The organism is Stenotrophomonas sp. VV52 (assembly GCF_002893095.1).
Taxonomy (GTDB): Bacteria; Pseudomonadota; Gammaproteobacteria; order Xanthomonadales; family Xanthomonadaceae; genus Stenotrophomonas; species Stenotrophomonas aracearum.
Window position 1 is genome coordinate 71807 of record NZ_PKQQ01000008.1, and the last position, 16749, is coordinate 88555.

19 protein-coding genes, 1 other RNA gene and 1 riboswitch are annotated in these 16749 nt (G+C 68.1%); of the genes, 12 read left to right on the top strand and 8 right to left on the bottom strand.

Going from position 1 to position 16749, the window contains the following annotated elements:
• Positions 1-154 precede the first annotated feature (154 nt).
• The 4 genes from C2U58_RS13810 to ribD all read left to right on the top strand — a co-directional run bounded on the left by C2U58_RS13810 (position 155) and on the right by ribD (position 3831).
• The gene (locus C2U58_RS13810) at positions 155-643 is read left to right on the top strand and encodes an RcnB family protein (protein ID WP_102946369.1); all 489 of its coding nucleotides are present in this window, start codon (positions 155-157) and stop codon (positions 641-643) included.
• 139 nt (positions 644-782) lie between these two features.
• On the top strand, positions 783-2036 hold the full coding sequence (glyA, locus tag C2U58_RS13815) for a serine hydroxymethyltransferase (RefSeq protein ID WP_102946370.1): 1254 nt from the start codon (positions 783-785) through the stop codon (positions 2034-2036).
• Between the two features lie 139 nt (positions 2037-2175).
• Positions 2176-2697: a transcriptional regulator NrdR gene (nrdR, locus tag C2U58_RS13820; RefSeq protein ID WP_070207761.1), complete on the top strand. Its 522-nt coding sequence runs from the start codon at positions 2176-2178 to the stop codon at positions 2695-2697.
• Positions 2698-2745: 48 nt separating this feature from the next.
• Positions 2746-3831 carry a bifunctional diaminohydroxyphosphoribosylaminopyrimidine deaminase/5-amino-6-(5-phosphoribosylamino)uracil reductase RibD gene (ribD, locus tag C2U58_RS13825; protein WP_102946371.1) on the top strand — a complete coding sequence of 362 codons (1086 nt, stop codon included), beginning with the start codon at positions 2746-2748 and terminating at the stop codon, positions 3829-3831.
• A 15-nt stretch (positions 3832-3846) separates the two neighbouring features.
• Here ribD and C2U58_RS13830 read toward each other — a convergent pair whose 3' ends face one another.
• The 3 genes from C2U58_RS13830 to C2U58_RS13840 all read right to left on the bottom strand — a co-directional run bounded on the left by C2U58_RS13830 (position 3847) and on the right by C2U58_RS13840 (position 5342).
• Positions 3847-4173 (bottom strand): transcriptional regulator, encoded by a 327-nt coding sequence (locus C2U58_RS13830; protein ID WP_102946372.1) that lies wholly within the window; start codon positions 4171-4173, stop codon positions 3847-3849.
• Positions 4170-4505, bottom strand: a complete 336-nt coding sequence (locus C2U58_RS13835) for a hypothetical protein (RefSeq protein WP_216362404.1) — start codon at positions 4503-4505, stop codon at positions 4170-4172. Before C2U58_RS13835 ends, C2U58_RS13830 begins: the two co-directional genes overlap by 4 nt.
• 204 nt (positions 4506-4709) lie before the next feature.
• Positions 4710-5342 (bottom strand): outer membrane beta-barrel protein, encoded by a 633-nt coding sequence (locus C2U58_RS13840; protein ID WP_102946374.1) that lies wholly within the window; start codon positions 5340-5342, stop codon positions 4710-4712.
• Positions 5343-5498: 156 nt separating this feature from the next.
• Positions 5499-5643: riboswitch (FMN riboswitch) on the top strand.
• Positions 5644-5719: 76 nt separating this feature from the next.
• Here C2U58_RS13840 and C2U58_RS13845 point away from each other — a divergent pair.
• The 5 genes from C2U58_RS13845 to thiL all read left to right on the top strand — a co-directional run bounded on the left by C2U58_RS13845 (position 5720) and on the right by thiL (position 9561).
• The gene (locus C2U58_RS13845) at positions 5720-6331 is read left to right on the top strand and encodes a riboflavin synthase (protein WP_102946375.1); all 612 of its coding nucleotides are present in this window, start codon (positions 5720-5722) and stop codon (positions 6329-6331) included.
• Positions 6328-7443, top strand: coding sequence for a 3,4-dihydroxy-2-butanone-4-phosphate synthase (gene ribB, locus C2U58_RS13850; protein WP_102946376.1), 1116 nt, complete (start codon positions 6328-6330; stop codon positions 7441-7443). Before C2U58_RS13845 ends, ribB begins: the two co-directional genes overlap by 4 nt.
• 183 nt (positions 7444-7626) lie before the next feature.
• Positions 7627-8094 carry a 6,7-dimethyl-8-ribityllumazine synthase gene (ribH, locus tag C2U58_RS13855; RefSeq protein WP_102946480.1) on the top strand — a complete coding sequence of 156 codons (468 nt, stop codon included), beginning with the start codon at positions 7627-7629 and terminating at the stop codon, positions 8092-8094.
• On the top strand, positions 8091-8570 hold the full coding sequence (gene nusB / locus C2U58_RS13860) for a transcription antitermination factor NusB (protein ID WP_102946377.1): 480 nt from the start codon (positions 8091-8093) through the stop codon (positions 8568-8570). The genes ribH and nusB overlap by 4 nt, the downstream gene beginning before the upstream one ends.
• A 19-nt stretch (positions 8571-8589) precedes the next feature.
• Positions 8590-9561: a thiamine-phosphate kinase gene (thiL, locus tag C2U58_RS13865; protein WP_102946378.1), complete on the top strand. Its 972-nt coding sequence runs from the start codon at positions 8590-8592 to the stop codon at positions 9559-9561.
• 48 nt (positions 9562-9609) lie between these two features.
• Here the strand turns inward: thiL and C2U58_RS13870 are convergent, their stop codons facing one another.
• Genes C2U58_RS13870 through C2U58_RS13880 form a run of 3 tightly spaced genes read right to left on the bottom strand, consistent with a single transcriptional unit; the run spans position 9610 to position 13138 of the window.
• A complete protein-coding gene (locus C2U58_RS13870; RefSeq protein WP_102946379.1) occupies positions 9610-10989 on the bottom strand; it encodes an FAD-linked oxidase C-terminal domain-containing protein in 1380 nt (459 codons plus the stop codon).
• Positions 10990-11043: 54 nt separating this feature from the next.
• Complete coding sequence (locus C2U58_RS13875) at positions 11044-11412, bottom strand: YraN family protein (RefSeq protein WP_102946380.1); 369 nt, start codon at positions 11410-11412, stop codon at positions 11044-11046.
• Between the two features lie 7 nt (positions 11413-11419).
• A complete protein-coding gene (locus C2U58_RS13880; RefSeq protein WP_102946481.1) occupies positions 11420-13138 on the bottom strand; it encodes a penicillin-binding protein activator in 1719 nt (572 codons plus the stop codon).
• 68 nt (positions 13139-13206) lie between these two features.
• On the opposite strand from C2U58_RS13880, the gene rsmI reads away from it, so the two are divergent.
• Positions 13207-14028, top strand: a complete 822-nt coding sequence (rsmI, locus tag C2U58_RS13885; RefSeq protein ID WP_070207771.1) for a 16S rRNA (cytidine(1402)-2'-O)-methyltransferase — start codon at positions 13207-13209, stop codon at positions 14026-14028.
• A 141-nt stretch (positions 14029-14169) separates the two neighbouring features.
• Positions 14170-14525, top strand: an RNA gene (gene rnpB, locus C2U58_RS13890) — RNase P RNA component class A.
• A 64-nt stretch (positions 14526-14589) separates the two neighbouring features.
• On the opposite strand, the gene C2U58_RS13895 is transcribed toward rnpB, so the two are convergent.
• Together C2U58_RS13895 and C2U58_RS13900 are read right to left on the bottom strand one after the other, a co-directional pair.
• Complete coding sequence (locus tag C2U58_RS13895; RefSeq protein WP_102946381.1) at positions 14590-15075, bottom strand: DM13 domain-containing protein; 486 nt, start codon at positions 15073-15075, stop codon at positions 14590-14592.
• Positions 15076-15182: 107 nt separating this feature from the next.
• Positions 15183-15974 carry an NRDE family protein gene (locus C2U58_RS13900; RefSeq protein WP_102946382.1) on the bottom strand — a complete coding sequence of 264 codons (792 nt, stop codon included), beginning with the start codon at positions 15972-15974 and terminating at the stop codon, positions 15183-15185.
• A 324-nt stretch (positions 15975-16298) separates the two neighbouring features.
• Between C2U58_RS13900 and mraZ the strand changes: the two genes are divergently transcribed.
• Entirely contained in the window at positions 16299-16745 is a 447-nt protein-coding gene (gene mraZ, locus C2U58_RS13905; RefSeq protein ID WP_070207774.1) for a division/cell wall cluster transcriptional repressor MraZ, read from the top strand.
• Positions 16746-16749 lie beyond the last annotated feature (4 nt).

The following is a 16749-nucleotide window of genomic DNA, read 5'->3' on the forward strand; positions in this document are numbered from 1 at the left end:
AAGCGCCGCCAGCCGCCGAACCGCCCGTGGGGCGGGGCTTGCCACTGCCTGAATGGGGCATCATCGAACGCGAAATGGAAACCGTTTCCAGCCGGAAACCGTTCAGATGCCGTCAGCATGATAGGAAGCGTCAATCCACCAAGCGAGGCCAATCATGCCTATGAATCGAATTGTGGTCGGAACCGTGGCCTCGCTGCTGGCACTGGGCAGCATTGCCCCCGCCTTCGCCGACGACCACCGTGGCCGTGGCCACGACAGGCACGAACGTCACGAGGATCGTCGTGAACGCCATGAAGACCGTCGCGAGCGTCGCGAGGACCACCGCGAGTGGCGCGAAGACCGTCGCGAAGCCCGCCACGACCGCCGCTACTACGACAACCACCGCTACTACCGTCCGGCCCCGCCGCCGCGCGTGGTCTACCGCCCGGCGCCGCCGCGCCCGGTCTACGGCGGCTATGGCTGGGCCCGTGGCCACCGCTACAACGAGTACTACCGGGGCCCGGTCTACGTGGTCAACGACTACAGCCGCTACTCCGTGCGCCGCCCGCCGTACGGCCACCACTGGATCCGCGACGACCGCGGCAACCTGCTGCTGGTCGCCATCGCCACCGGCATCATCGCCGACTACATCATCAACCGGTAATCCCGGGGCAGCCACGCCCTGCGTGGCTGACGCGGACCCCACCCCAAGCGCGCCCTCACCGGCGCGCTTTTTCGTTCCAGCCCCGGTTCCGCCTTACAATCACAGGCCCGCTGTTCCCCCCTTCTGCCTGGAGTAAGCGATGTTCCCGCGTGACGTCCGCATCGAAACCTACGATCCCGAACTGGCCAAGGCCATTGCCGCCGAAACCCAGCGTCAGGAAGACCACGTCGAGCTGATCGCCAGCGAGAACTACACCAGCCCGGCCGTGATGGAAGCCCAGGGCAGCCAGCTGACCAACAAGTACGCCGAAGGCTACCCGGGCAAGCGCTACTACGGGGGCTGCGAATACGTGGACATCGCCGAACAGCTGGCGATCGACCGCCTCAAGCAGCTGTTCGACGCCGACTACGCCAACGTGCAGCCGCACAGCGGCTCGCAGGCCAACCAGGCGGTGTACTTCGCGCTGCTGCAGCCGGGCGACACCATCCTGGGCATGAGCCTGGCCCACGGCGGCCACCTGACCCACGGCGCCAAGGTCAATGCCTCGGGCAAGCTGTTCAACGCAGTCCAGTACGGCGTGAACGAGCAGGGCCTGATCGATTACGACGAAGTCGAGCGCCTGGCCCTGGAGCACACGCCGAAGATGGTCGTGGCCGGCTTCTCCGCCTATTCGCAGGTGGTGGACTGGGCGCGCTTCCGTGCCATCGCCGACAAGGTCGGTGCTTACCTGTTCGTGGACATGGCGCACGTGGCTGGCCTGGTCGCCGCTGGCGTCTATCCGAGCCCGCTGTCGCACGCCCACGTGGTCACCTCGACCACCCACAAGACCCTGCGCGGCCCGCGTGGCGGCATCATCATCGCCAAGGGCGCTGGCGAAGAGATCGAGAAGAAGCTGCAGTCGATCGTGTTCCCGGGCATCCAGGGCGGTCCGCTGATGCACGTCATCGCGGCCAAGGCCGTGGCCTTCAAGGAAGCGCTGGAGCCGGGCTTCAAGGCCTACCAGCAGCAGGTGGTCAAGAACGCCCAGGCGATGGCCACCACCCTGATCGCGCGCGGCTACAAGATCGTCTCCGGCGGCACCGAAAACCACCTGATGCTGGTCGACATGATCGGCAAGGACGTGTCCGGCAAGGACGCGGAAGCCGCCCTCGGCAAGGCCCACATCACCGTCAACAAGAACTCGGTGCCGAACGACCCGCGTTCGCCGTTCGTGACCTCGGGCCTGCGCCTGGGCACCCCGGCGGTGACCACCCGGGGCTACACCGAGCAGGACTGCGTGGAACTGGCCAACCTGATCGCCGACGTGCTCGACGCCCCGGCCGATGCCGCGGTGATCGCCCGCGTCCGCGACGCGGTCAGCGCCCAGTGCCGCAAGTACCCGGTCTACGGCTGATGTACCTCCCGGCAGCGGCGCCAGGCGTCGCTGCCGGGAACCATGAACCACGTCCCGATTTGTACGCTGGAGTCTTCTCAGGTACCGTTGCGACGCTGCCGTGACCACGGCATGACGTTTTCCTGATGCAAGGCGTTCCATGTACTGTCCGTTCTGCCAGCATGCCGATACCCGGGTGATCGACTCGCGCGTCTCCGAAGACGGCGCGACGATCCGCCGTCGGCGCGAGTGCGAGGCCTGCAACGAGCGCTTCAGCACCCTGGAAACCATCGAATTGAAGCTGCCGGCGATCGTCAAGAGCGACGGCAGCCGCGAGCAGTTCGACGCGCGCAAGCTGCGGGTCGGCTTCGACCGCGCGCTGCAGAAGCGCCCGGTCCCCGAAGACAAGATCGAACTGGCGGTGCGCGCGGTGATGCAGCAGCTGCGCATGTGCGGCGAGCGCGAAATCCCCTCGATCAAGGTCGGCGAGTTCGTGATGAACGAACTGCGCAAGCTTGACCATGTCGCCTATGTCCGGTTTGCCTCGGTCTACCGCAGCTTCGAAGACGTCGCCGATTTCCGCGAGGAAATCGAAAAGCTCGAACGCGAGCTGCCGGCCAGCACCGAACAGCTGCAGCTCCTCGGCGACGTGATCGCCCTGACCAAGAAAAAGAAAGGGTAGAGCGGGGCTCTGCCCCGCTGATCCAGGGCTCTGCATTACCATCAGGTAATGAGCACCTTCACCACCCTCGACCACCTGCACATGGCGCACGCCCTGCGCCTGGCCGAACGCGGCCGCTTCACCACCCGGCCCAACCCCATGGTGGGCTGCGTCATCGCCCACAACGACCGCGTGGTCGGCGAAGGCTGGCACCAGCGCACCGGCGGCCCGCACGCGGAAGTGTTTGCCCTGCGCCAGGCCGGTGAGGAAGCGCGTGGCGCCACGGCCTACGTCACCCTGGAACCCTGCGCCCATTACGGACGCACGCCACCCTGCGCCCTCGCACTGATCGAAGCCGGCGTCTCGCGCGTGGTCGCCGCCATGCGCGATCCGTTTCCGAAGGTCGACGGTGGCGGTTTCACCCTGTTGCGCGAGGCCGGCATCGAGGTCGCTGAAGGCCTGATGGCCGCCCAAGCGCGTGAGCTCAACCTCGGATTCCTGTCGCGCTTCGAGCGCGGCCGGCCCTGGCTGCGGGTCAAGCTCGCCGCCAGCCTGGACGGGCGGACCGCCATGGCCGACGGCAGTTCCAAATGGATCACCGGCGCCGCTGCCCGCGAAGACGTGCAGCATTGGCGCGCACGCGCCGGCGCGATCCTGACCGGTGCCGACACCGTACTCGCCGACGACCCGCAGCTCACCGTACGCCTGGCCGACACCGAGGTGATCCCGCCGCTGCGGGTGGTGCTGGACTCGCGCCTGCGTTCGCTGGAATGCGCCCGCGTGCGCGAGGGTGGGGCGCCCACCCTGTACCTGCACGACGCATCGGTAAGCGCGCCGGACGCTGCCGATGCCGAATTCGCCAGCGTGCCCAGCGTTGACGGCCGCCTGAACCTGGCCGCTGTGCTGGCCCTGCTGGCCGACCGCGGCATCAATGAAGTGCACACCGAGGCCGGCGCCACCCTCTGCGGCGCACTGCTGGCCGGCGGCTGGGTGGACGAACTCCTGCTCTACCAGGCGCCGACCCTGTTGGGCGAACAGGGCCGGCCGCTGCTGACCGGTCTGGGCATCCACGCCATGGAACAGCAGCGTCGGCTGCGGCTGGTAGACCAGCGTCAGGTAGGCGACGACCTGCGGTTGCTGCTGCGTCCTTGGTGATCCCGTCGCACGGAATTACGCCGCAGCCGCACCGAGCGCTGCCAGATGCTGCACGGTCTGTGGATACGCCTCGACAAGCCGGATCAGTGTCGCAGCCTGCGCATTGGGCCGTGCACGCCCCTGCTCCCAGTTCTCAAGGGTCCGCGCGTTGGTCCGCAGGTACATGGCGAAAATCGGTCGCGACATGTTGAGCTTCTCGCGGATGGCGATCAGCTCGGTCGCCGCCAGTGGCGGTAGTTCAGCCAGTTTTACCGCGTGCGTGCGCAGGGTAGCCTTGCCTTCCCGCGCCTGGGCGAGCTCCTCCATGCCCTCGACCAGCTCAGCGAAAATATCTCGTTTCATGTCGGGCTCCTCGCCTTTCGCTCCAGATCCAGCAGCCTCGAAAGAAGCTGCCGTTGTGCCGGATCCAGGTCGTCCTGGATGCCTTTGCCGTACACCGTGAACAACCAGAACTGCGCACCTTCGGGCCACCAGTAATAGATGACCCGCAGGCCACCACGCTTGCCACGCTGGCGGCCCTCGTCAGCACATCGGACCTTCCGCAGCCCACCCGTACCCACGATCAGATCGCCGCGCTCCGGTTGACGCATCAGGCACTGCTGCAGCTCTCGAAAGCCTGCGTCATCAAGGTGATCTGCCCGGTTACGGGCGAATCCAGTCAGTTCCACAAACACGGCATGCATAAGTGTACGTTATCTGCGTATGGTTTCCAGTGAACGATACGCAAGGCTCTGAGTTCGTTCCCGGCCGCGGGTCACATCCATGGCCCGCCGCCGAACGCAGAACTGATCGAAAATCGCAGATCGATAGGCAAAAAAAACGGGCCCCTTGCGGGGCCCGTCGATCAGGGCGCGATTGGGTGCAGCCCGATCAGCAACTCAGAAGCTGGCGCGCACGCCCACCGAGTACTGGGTCACGTCGTCGTAGTACTGCACTTCGCCGACGATGCCCCAGTTGCGGGTGAAGCTGACCTGGCCGCCGACGGTGCCGATCCACACGCCGTCCATGTCGCTGCCGTCGATGTAGCCGGCCTTCAGCCAGGCTTCGGTGGCGCGCGAAGGCTTGCCACGCAGGCCCAGCGAGCCGCGGCCTGCGTTGGTGTGGAACTTCACGGTGTCGGTTTCAACGCCGTCGTCGAACTTGACCTCGTTGTTGATGCGGGTCCAGGCCGCGTCCGCCGTGAAGTCCAGGCGGTCGGTCAACGGCATGTGGTACCCGATGCCCAGCTCGGGCTGTTCCAGCGTGTTCTTGAGGCGGAACGCGCCGATGTCGTCTTCCAGGTGGTAGGTCTTGGAGGTGGTGCTGTAGCCACCAAACACGTAGACCTGCTCGGCGATCGCGAACGAACCGCGGATGTAGCCACCGTCCAGCTTGGGGTTGCTGCCCGGGTTGCTGATCTGCTGCTGGGTCCAGCCGCCTTCGACCCAGGTGTAGCTCATGCTGTCTGCTGCGGAGGCGGCGAGTGGGGCGGCGGCCAGCAGGGCGGCGGCCAGTGCGATGATCTTGCGCATTCGAATTCCTTGGAAAATGAGGTCCATTTCAGCCGACCCATCGTGGGCGGCAGCGCGGCGGTCATCGCCGGGCGGCGCGCATATTAACAAAAGTTTCACAGAAAGCGGCCGGTCAGCCAGCGCTGGTACAATGGGCGGGCCGGTTCGCCGGTATACAAACGTCTTCAGGGCGGGGTGCGATTCCCCACCGGCGGTAGGTGCGCAAGCACGAGCCCGCGAGCGCTTCCGGTTCCGCCGGAAGGTCAGCAGATCCGGTCCGATGCCGGAGCCGACGGTATAGTCCGGATGAAAGAAGACGGTGCCACAGGGCCTTTGCGGCCCTGCGCCCGCCTGTTTGCCTTGCGGCGTTTTTCGCTCACTTTTCGCGGAGAACGTTAGTGTTTACTGGAATCATCGAAGGCGTCGGCCACCTGGCCGCTCGCGATCCCCTTGGCGGCGATGTCCGCTTCACCTTCCATGTTGGCAGCCTGCCGTTCGAGCACGTGCAGATGGGCGAGAGCATCGCCATCAACGGCGTGTGCCTGACCGTGGTCGCCTTCGACGCGACCTCGTTCGCGGCCGATGCTTCGACCGAGACGCTCGGCCTGACCACGCTGGGCCAGCTGGCCCCCGGTGCTGTGATCAACCTGGAACGGGCCATGCGCCCGACCGACCGCTTGGGCGGCCACCTGGTCAGCGGCCATGTCGACGGCCTGGGCCAGGTGCTGTCCATCCATGAGGATGCGCGCGCCCAGCGTTGGCGCTTCGCCGCCCCGGCCGGACTGCTGCGCTATATCGCGAAGAAGGGCTCGATCTGCGTGGACGGGGTCAGCCTGACCGTCAATGAAGTGGACGATGCCGGCTTCGAGGTCGCGCTGATTCCGCATACCGTGGCCAACACCGCCTTCGCCGCCACCGGCGTGGGCAGCGCGGTGAACCTGGAAATCGACCTGGTCGCCCGTTATGTCGAACGTCTGATCGCCCTCCCGGCACAGGAAGCCCGCGCATGAATTTCGCCCCCATCCCCGAGATCCTCGAGGACATCCGCCTCGGCCGCATGGTGGTCATCGTCGACGACGAAGACCGCGAGAACGAAGGCGACCTGATCATGGCCGCCGAGCTGGTCAAGCCGTCGGACATCAACTTCATGGTCACCCACGGCCGTGGCCTGGTGTGCCTGCCGCTGACCCGCGAGCGCGCCGCCGACCTGGGCTTGGCGCCGATGGTGCAGGCCAATACCGCGCAGTTCCAGACCAACTTCACGGTCAGCATCGAGGCCGCCGAAGGGGTCACCACCGGCATTTCCGCCTACGACCGCGCGCACACCATCCGCACTGCGGTGAAGCCCGACGCGAAGCCGGCCGACCTGCACCAGCCGGGCCACATCTTCCCGCTGATCGCCCAGCCGGGCGGCGTGCTGACCCGCGCCGGGCACACCGAAGCCGGCGTCGACCTGGCCATGCTGGCGGGGCTGGAACCGGCCGGCGTGCTGGTGGAGATCCTCAACCCGGACGGCAGCATGGCGCGCCGCCCGGAGCTGGAAGTGTTCGCCCGCGAGCATGGCCTGAAGATCGGCTCGATTGCCGACCTGATCGCCTACCGGCTGGCCACTGAGAAGACGGTCGAGCGCGTCGACGAGCGCGACATCGACACCGAGTTCGGCCCGTTCAAGCTGGTCACCTACCGCGACCGGATCGCCCACGACCTCCATTTCGCCCTGGTCCGCGGCAACCCGGACACCGAACCGACCCTGGTCCGGGTCCAGGTGGAGAACCCGCTGGCCGACCTGCTGCACTGGCGCCGCGACGATTTCGGCGTGGCCGCCACCGACGCCCTGCGCGCCATTGCCGCCGCCGAGCGTGGCGTGATGGTGGTGCTCTCGGCCCCGCGCGACACCAACAGCCTGCTGGCCCGGCTGCGCCAGCAGCCGCAGCCGGTCACCCCGGGCAAGGACAAGGACGTGAGCCAGTGGCGCCGCAACGGTGCCGGCGCCCAGATCCTGTCCGACCTCGGCCTGGGCAAGCTACGCGTGCTCGGCACCCCGCGCCGCCAGATCGGCCTGGCCGGCTACGGCCTGGAAATCATCGACACAGTGGGGAACCCGTCACCGCATGCGCGCTGACGCCCCACGATTTGCTTTGCAAATCGCGGGCCCCTCTTACCATCACCCAGACCCCCGCCGCTTCGCGGCAGCCCCCTGACTCAGGGGGCTTCTCCACCAGACCTCTCCCTTGGCGCGCGACAACCCGGCCACACGCGGCCATGCGCTAGAATATTCATCTATCAAATGGACCCCACGCCGACCATGAGCCACTTTGAAGGCGATCTCCGGACACCGGAACAGGCCCGTTTCGCCATCCTCGCCAGCCGCTGGAACGCCCGCATCACCGACGTGCTGGTGGCCGGCGCGCGCCAGAGCCTGGCCGGCAACGGCATCGAGGAAGCGGCCATCGACGTGATCCGCGTCCCGGGCGCCTGGGAACTGCCGCTGGTGGCCGCCCGCCTGGCCGCCGCGCATGAGCATGCCGCGATCATCGCCCTGGGCTGTGTGATCCGTGGCGACACCCGCCACTACGAACACGTGGCCGATGGCTGCGCCGAAGGCCTGATGCGCGTGCAGCTGGACTTCGGCGTGCCGGTGCTCAACGGCGTGCTGGCCGTGGAACGTGCCGAGGACGCCGAAGCGCGCGCCGGTGGCAGCCACGGCAACAAGGGTGAGGAAGCCGCACTGACGGCGTTGGAAATGGTCAATCTTCTGGAGCAGTTGCCGTGAACAAACCAAACCCGGGCAAGCCCTCCGGCAAGCCAGTCCGCCGCGATGGCATCGACCCCGTGCTGCGCTCGCGCGCGCGCCGTCGCGCCCTGCAGGCGATCTACGCGTGGCAGATCTCCGGCGGCAACGCGCAGTCGGTGATCGCCCAGTTCGCCCACGAACAGGCCCGCGAAATCGCCGACCTGGCCTACTTCGAAGCGCTGGTGCACGGCGTGCTCGACCACCGCAAGAGCTTGGACGAGGCGCTGGATCCGTTCGTGGACCGCGGCATCGACGAGGTCGATGCGATCGAGCGCGCTGCGCTGCGCGTGGCCGCCTATGAACTGCTGTACCGCCAGGACGTGCCGTACCGCGTGGTGATCAACGAAGCGATCGAGTCGACCAAGCGCTTCGGTTCCGAACACGGCCACACCTATGTCAACGGTGTGCTGGACCGCGCGGCGGTCGAGTGGCGCAAGACCGAAAGCGGACACTGAGCCGCGGCCCGGGCATGCCATGTCCCTTGCCGAATTCTCCCTGATCGAACGCATCCGCACGCGCACCCGCGCGCGTGCCGACGTGGTGCTTGGCATCGGCGACGATGCCGCGCTGCTGCAGCCGCGTGCCGGCGAGCAGCTGGTGGTGACCGCCGACACCCTTAACAGCGGCGTGCATTTCCCGGCCGAAACCCCACCCTACGACATTGGCTGGAAAACCCTGGCGGTGAACCTGTCCGACCTGGCCTCGATGGGCGCGCGCCCGTCGTGGTGCGTGCTGGCGCTGTCGCTGCCGGACGCGGAAACGGCGTGGGTGGATGCGTTTGCCGACGGTTTCTTCGCCCTGGCCGACCTGCATGACATCGTGCTGGTCGGCGGCGACACCACGCGTGGCCCGCTGTCGCTGTCGGTCACCGCGATGGGGCAGGTCGCCGCGGGCACGGCACTGCGCCGCGACGCCGCCCAGGTGGGCGACGACATCTGGGTCAGCGGCACGCTCGGCGATGCCGCAGTCGCGCTGCGCGCGTGGCAGGCCGGCACGCTGGACGTGCGCTCCCCGGCCGGAGACGCCCAGGTCGATTACCTGCGCCAGCGCCTGGCCCGGCCCACGCCACGGGTGGCACTGGGCACTGCGCTGGTGGGCATTGCGCGTGCCGCAGTGGACATCTCCGACGGCCTGCTCGCCGACCTTGGCCACATCTGCGAGCGCAGTGGGGTCGGTGCGCAGATCGATCCCGAACAGCTGCCCATTTCCGCAGCCGCGCGCGCCCGCATCGGCCTGGCCCATGCACGCGATGCCGCGCTGCGCGGCGGCGACGACTACGAACTGTGTTTCACCGCTGCGCCCGCACAACGTGCAGCGCTGGCTGAGCTGGCCAGCCGTCTGGCGCTGCCGCTCACCCGTGTCGGCGTCATCGTCGCCGGCAACGGCGTCAGCACCGGCAGTGAATCAACTGGCCCAAGCGGCTACGAACACTTCAACGAGCTGTAACCCAACGGCGCCGCCCCCACGTAGAGCGGAGCTCTGCTCCGCTGCTCTTCACGCAGGCGGCAACACCTTCCCCGGATTGAGGATCCCATCCGGATCCAGTGCCTGCTTGATCGCCCGCATCGCCGCCAGCGTGGCCGGGGTGAACGCCTGGGCCATGAAATCGCGCTTGGCCAGGCCGATCCCATGTTCGCCCGACAGCGTGCCGCCCAGCGCCAGCGTGAGTTCGAAGATCTTCGGCAGCGCGGCGTGTGCGCGTACGTTTTCGTCGGCGTCGTCGGGGTGGTACAGGATGTTGACGTGCAGGTTGCCGTTGCCGGCATGCCCAAAGGTGACGATGGTCAAGGCGTACTGCTGCGCCAGCGCCTGCACCCCGGCGACCAGGTCGGGAATGCGCGACACCGGCACCACCACGTCTTCGTTGATCTTGCCCGGCGCGATGCTGCGCAGCGCCGGCGACAGCGCCTTGCGCGCCGCCCACAGTTTCTCGCGCGCGCTGCCTTCCATCGCCACGTCCAGCGCCAGGATGCCGTCGCCTTCGGCAGCGGTGGCCAGGGCCTGCAGCAGGTAGGGCAGGGTGTCGTGGTCGCCATCGGCTTCGACCAGCAGCATCGCGCCGGCGGGCGGCACCTCGGCGCCGTTCCGGCGCAGCAGCTCCAGGCTGCGTGCGTCCATGAATTCCAGGCGGGTCGGCACCACAGGCTGCGCCATCAGCCGCGACACCGCGGCGGCGGCCGCATTGGCATCGCGGTACAGCACGCGCAACCCGGCCTGGGTCACCGGCAGCGGAGTCAGTTTCAGGGTGGCTTCCACGATCACCGCCAGCGTGCCCTCACTGCCCACCAGCAGATGGGTCAGGTCGTAGCCGGTGGCATCCTTGGTGTAGGCGCCGCCGCACTGGATCAGCTCACCGGCACCGGTCACCGCGACCAGGCCGAGCACGTTGTCGCGGCTGGTGCCGTACTTCACCGCGCGCGGGCCGCCGGCATTGCACGCCAGGTTGCCGCCGATGCTGCAGATGTCCGCGCTGGATGGGTCCGGCGCCCAGAACAGGCCGTGTTCCACCAGCGCGTGCTGCAGGTCGCCGTTGAGCACGCCGGGTTCCACCACCGCGCAGCGGTTGCCCGGCTGGATCTCCAGGATGCGGTTCATGCGTGCCAACGACAGCACGATGCTGCCAGTGACCGGCACCGCCGCCCCGGTGGTACCGGTGCCGGCGCCGCGCGCCACGATCGGCACCGCGTGCGCGCGGCAGGCCTGCACGATGGCCACCACCTGCTCGCGCGTGGTGGGGAGCGCAACGCCGCTCGGCAATGCATGCCGCCACGAATTGTCCTGCGCATGCGCGGCCAGGGCAGCAGTATCGGTACGCCAGCCGTCCTCGCCGAGCAAGGCGGACAGCGTGGCAACGAATCCATCAGGTAGGTGCATAGGTTCCGGTAGTGCCGGCCGCCGGCCGGCTCCTCAAGACAATGATCGAAGCCATCAACAATCCTCCAACCGGAATGCATCCCGCAACCAGTTCAACCGCGGCGGCTCGCCACTGGCCTCCACCACATCGAACCGGCACGGCCCGCGCGCCAGCTCCGGGTGCGCCAACAGGAACAGCTGCGCCGCCAGCACCAGCTTGCGCCGCTTGCGCAGGTCTACCGACGTCGCGCCGCCGCCGAAACGTGCATCGGCGCGGTAACGCACTTCAACGAACACCGTGGTGACGCCATCACGCATCACCAGGTCCAGCTCACCGCCCTTGTAGCGCACGTTGCGTGCGAGCGGGCTCAGCCCGGCGCCGCGCAGATGGGCGAGCGCAGCGGTTTCCACCGCCGCACCCCGCTGTGCCCGCGCCGTCGCCACGGCACACTCAGTTGCTGGCCACCGGCATCGGGCGGCCGCCGCTGAAGGTCGACCATGCCGGCACCCGCAGCACGTTGCCGTTGCTGTCCAGGAACAGGGTGCCGGTGGCGCCGGCCAGGCCGCCTTCGTTGGCGACCTTGTCCAGGTACGCGCTGATCTTCCACGCATCGAACCCGAACGCGAACAGGCGCCCAGCCGCCCCGCGCGCGGTCGGCAGCATCTGCCCGGCGGTGGCGGCCGAGGGCAGGCCGGCCACGCCCCGCACGTTCCAGGCTTCGTTCGGGTAGACGATGCCGTCCAGCGCCATGTCTTCTTCCGGCTTGCCGGTGCCCAGGGTGAGCTGCGAGGTGCCCACGCGGGTGGCGCCGCCCACCCCGGCCAGGGCCAGCTGCGGGGCCAGCGCGCGCGCCTGCGGCGCCTTCACCGCCAGCAGCACGCCGTCGACCGCACCGGCGGCACGCACCTGCGCGCCGATATCGCCGACCGCATCGTTCACGCCCATCGTGGCCAGCACCTGGCCGCCGCGCTGGGTGAAGCGCTCGCGGAAGGCGGCAGCGGTGCGGCGGCCGTTGTCGTCATTGCTGTGGATCACCAGCACCTTGCTGCGCTCGCGGCCGCGCAGGAATTCGGCGGCGATGATGCCGTCGTCTTCCGGCGCCAGCGAGAACCCGGCGCTGCCGGCCGGCGGGCTGCTCTTGCCGCGGTTCAAGGCCAGTACCGGCACCGGCAGCTGGGCGCGGCCGAATACCGCGTCCACTTCGTCGCGGCCGAGCGGACCGACGATGAAGTCCGCACCGGCGCCGACCGCCTTGTCGTACGCGGCAATGGCACCGTCCGGGGTGCCGGCGGTATCGATGAACTGGATGTCCGGGCGCTGCCGGCTTTCGCCGTAGTAGCCGCTGAGCAGGCCGTCGCGCACCGGCTGTGCGGCGGTGGCGAGGCGGCCGCTGAGCGGCAGCAGCACCGCCATCTTCACCGGCGGCCGGTAGCCGTCGGCCATCGCCGGCGCACGCTTGCTCGTATCGAACTGGGCCACGCCGTCGCGGTCGAACGGGCGCGGCAGCGGCAGGCCGCGTGCGATCAGTGCGCGCCCGGCAAAGTTGTACAGCGGCTCGTTGGCCGGCAGCGCGGCGGCGCGGGCGCGCAGGGTGGCATCGTCGAGGGTACCGAGCAGCCCGGCAATGGCCTGCTGGTTGTCGGCGCGGGCCTGGCCGCTGAGCGCGGCGTGCGCGCGGGCGCGCTCGGTGGCAGCGCCGATCGCATCGCCGGTGGCCTGCAGCGCGTTGGCGCGGGCCAGCTGCCAGCGCGTGCGCAGCGGGGCGGCCACTGTGTCGGAGGATTCCTTGAGGAAGGTCAGCGCCTGCGCTGGCTGCTTGTCGGCCAGGGCCAGTTCGGCGCTGGTCAGGTGGAAGCGCTGCAGGCTGGCGCCGCTGAGCTGGCGCGCGGTGACCTGGGTCAGCAGGGTGCGGGCGCGGGCATTGTCGCCGGCCTCGTGCCAGGCGAAGGCCGCATCGGCGAGCACCGCGCTGCGCGCGTTGCCGCGCAGCGTGTTGGCCAGCGCCTCCAGCTGCACCGCGGCGTCACGCGGCTTGCCCTGGTCGATCAGCGCCAGGGCCTGGCCCTGCGCCGGCGAATCCGGGGCGCTGGTCAGGCTGGTCGTGGCGCAGCCGGCGAGCAGCAGCAGCGACAACGACAGGGCGGAGATCCGTGCGGCGGGCTTGTTCATGATCAGGTCCATTCGATGGGGTCTCGTACACGTTAGGATTCTACCCTTGACCTGTGAGTGCCGTTGCGATGAGTGCTGTCCCCACGCTGTATGTCGTTGCCACCCCGATCGGCAACCTGGCCGACCTGACGCCCCGGGCCCAGGAGGTCCTGCGTTCGGTGGCCGCGATCTGCGCCGAGGACACCCGCCGCAGCGGCCAGCTGCTGGCCCATTTCGGCATCCAGCAACCGCTGGTGGCGCTGCACGACCACAACGAGGAGGCGCTGGCCCAGCGCATCGTGGCGCGCCTGCAGGCCGGCGAATCGCTGGCGCTGGTGAGCGATGCCGGCACCCCGCTGGTCAGCGACCCCGGCTACCGGCTGGTGCGAGCCGCGCGCGCGGCGGGCATCCGGGTCAGCCCGGTGCCGGGCGCCTGCGCGGCGATTGCCGCGCTCAGCGTGGCCGGCCTGCCCAGCGACCGCTTCACCTTTGAAGGCTTCCTGCCGGCCAAGGGCTCGGGTCGACGCGAGCGCCTGCAGGCCCTCGCGGGGGAAACCCGCACCCTGGTGTTCTACGAATCCTCACACCGCATCGCGGAGTCGCTCGCGGACATGGCTGCCGCATTCGGCGCGGACCGCCCCGCGGTGCTGGCGCGCGAGCTCACCAAGCTGTTCGAGACCGTGCTCGACGGAGATCTGGCGGGGCTGCTCCAGCAGGTGGAAGCCGACGACAACCAGCGCAAGGGCGAGTTCGTGGTGATGGTGCAGGGCGCGGCGAACGATGAAGAAGCGCAGCTGGCCGAAGGGCGCCGCGTGTACGCCAAGCTCAGCGAACACCTGCCGCCGTCGACCGCGGCCAAGCTGGCAGCGGAATTGACCGGCGCACCGCGCAAGGCGTTGTACGGGTCGTAAACGCCAGCTGCTTTCCCATCCGTATCCAGATCCCAACTCGCGACGTAACGGTTCGTAGGTCCGGCCGCTGGCCGGACACCGCGCAACGCGCGGCTCAAAATTCCGAAGCCGCAATCCGAACGGTGTTAAGATGTGTTTGGCGAAGCAGGCCAGGCAGTCGCGTCATCCCCGTCAAACGGGATGCCGAGGAAAGTCCGGGCTCCGCAGGGCAAGGTGCCAGGTAACGCCTGGGCGGCGCGAGCCGACGGAAAGTGCAACAGAAAGATACCGCCTACGTTCCCCTCGGGGAGCCGGTAAGGGTGAAATGGTGCGGTAAGAGCGCACCGCGAGTCTGGCAACAGACCGGCACGGCAAACCCCACCTGGAGCAAGACCAAATAGGGTCCTCATGGCGCGGCCCGCGTCGGGACCGGGTAGGTTGCTTGAGCGTCACGGTGACGTGGCGCCTAGAAGAATGACTGTCCACGACAAAACCCGGCTTATCGGCCTGCTTCGTCTCTCTTCTTTCGATATCACCCGTCCGGCGTCATCGCGCCGGACGGGTGTTCGTTGTTTCCGCGCGTCATCCCCCGCCGTTCCGGTATTCCGCAGCCGAAATGAATTGCGAGAACGCCTCGCACCACACCACCACGGTGGTGTATTCGTTCACGTCCACGTTGGCCGGCACGTCCAGCAGGAAGCGCTCGAACGTCTTTACGTCGCCGATCAGCTGCGCGTCCTGCTTGATGCGCAGGAAGTCGCCGCGGGTGTCCACGAACGCGTTGGTCAGGTACACCTTGTAATCCGGGCCCGGCGCCATGCGGCCGTCGAAGGCGATTTGAGTGGCGCTTACGCTGACCGCTCCGTCGGCCCAGTGCACCGGGTCGCTGCCTCTCAAGGTGCGCTCGAAGCGTGCGCTGTAGTCGCTGTTGTCCATGGCCTCGGCTACCAGCGCGGCGCTCGGGCCATCGGGCGCGGTCAGGATCGGCAGCAGGTAAACGCCTGCGCCGAATCCAACGGCGAGGGTCAGGGCGTGGGTGGCGAGCAGCAGGGTCAGTCGGCGGTTCATGGGGATGTCCGGTAAGCAGGGGCGCAGTGCGCCAGCGGTGCGGGTGCACCGGTACCGGACAAGAGCGGGGCGTCAGTGGATTGGATGCGCGGGGCAGGGCGCCGCGTTCACCCGCCAGCGGGCATGGGCACCGGCGCGTCGGGACCGACGGTCAATGCGGTTTCGCCGATGCAGGCGCCGGACGGGTCGAACCGACGCTCACGGATGAACCCATGGCCATCAGCGTCCAGCGCGATCACCGTGCTGGCGCGGGTGCCGTACTCCGGGCTGCGGATGAACGCCGAGGACAACCAGCGCTCGCGTTCCAGGCCGATCCCGGTATCGGGCAGGGTGCTGTCGTCGGCACGGGTCTCGTCGGCCAGTGCCGCCCACAGCGGGGCCAGGTCCTCGCGGCCGGCGTCGATCCAGGCCTGCATCGCGGCGTTCAGGCGCAGTGTCTTCGGCCACGGCGCGTCGAGCGGTCCGTTGGACATGCCGTGGACGCCGGGCGCCAGTGCCTGCTTCAGCAGGGGGTGGTTGCCCAGGAACTGGCAGCTGTCGCGGTCGGCCAGCAACAGGTTGAACGGCGCGAAAGTCGCCGCATCCCGGGTGAGCGTGTCCACGAAGTCGGCGGCCGGGGTGGTCGCGCGCAGGTAGTCCGCCACCAGGGCTCCGCGCGACGGGCCAGCCTGCAGCGCCAGCGGGTCGCGAACGTTGGTCACCACGGCCATGCGGCCGTCGGCACCCACACCGGCCCAGGTGCCGCCCGAGCGCAGGTCGCGCCCGGCCAGCAGGCCGCGGTCGGGTGCGGGCCAGGCGGCCAGCGCGGCGGTCGGGCGCTGGTGGAATTCATCGCGGTTGCCGGCCATCAGCAACTGCCAGCGGGGGTGGGCCTTCCAGGCCAGGGCGAGCAGACACATGGCCCGCATTGTGCCGAATCTGCGCAGTCACGGGTTGGTCGCGACCACGCGGCTACTGAATGCGCGCGGAGGTTTCACGCCGCCTCCACAGGCCTGAACTTCCACCCAATCTTAAAAATTGAGACGAAACAGCAACTTGTGGATAAGCCTTGAACAAGTCTCTAAACATTGCTGCAAGCCCTTGATGTCCAAGGCGATTTCCCGTCGGCAAAACTGTTGACAACCCCATGACCGCTGCTAAGGTGGGCAACAGAGGAGAAACCGGGTTTTTTGTGGTTTTTCGTGGTTCAATGTTTCACCGGGCGAAGGAAAGGTGCACGCGTCGTGTTTCAGGGCGAGACGGCCATCACAGTTGACGACAAAGGACGCATGGCGGTTCCCACCGCGCATCGTGACCTGGTCGCGCGCGTGAGCAACAACCGGCTGGTCCTGACCTACAACCCCTTCGAGTCCGGCTGCCTGTGGCTGTACGCCGAGCAGGAGTGGGAGCGGGTCCGCGACGACGTCATGGCCAAGCCCAACACACAGCGCGTCGTGCGGCTGCTGCAACAGAAGCTGGTCGGTTCGGCCGCGCATCTGGAGCTGGACGGCAACGGTCGCATCAGTATTCCGGCCAGCCACCGCGGTGCCGTTGGCATTGAAAAGAAGGCGGTGTTGCTCGGCATGGGCGACAAATTCGAATTGTGGAGCGAGCAGGCTCATCGCGCATTGATCCAGCAGACGTTGTCTGACACGGATCTGGGCGACGGGTTGCTCGATTTGAAGTTGTGAGCCG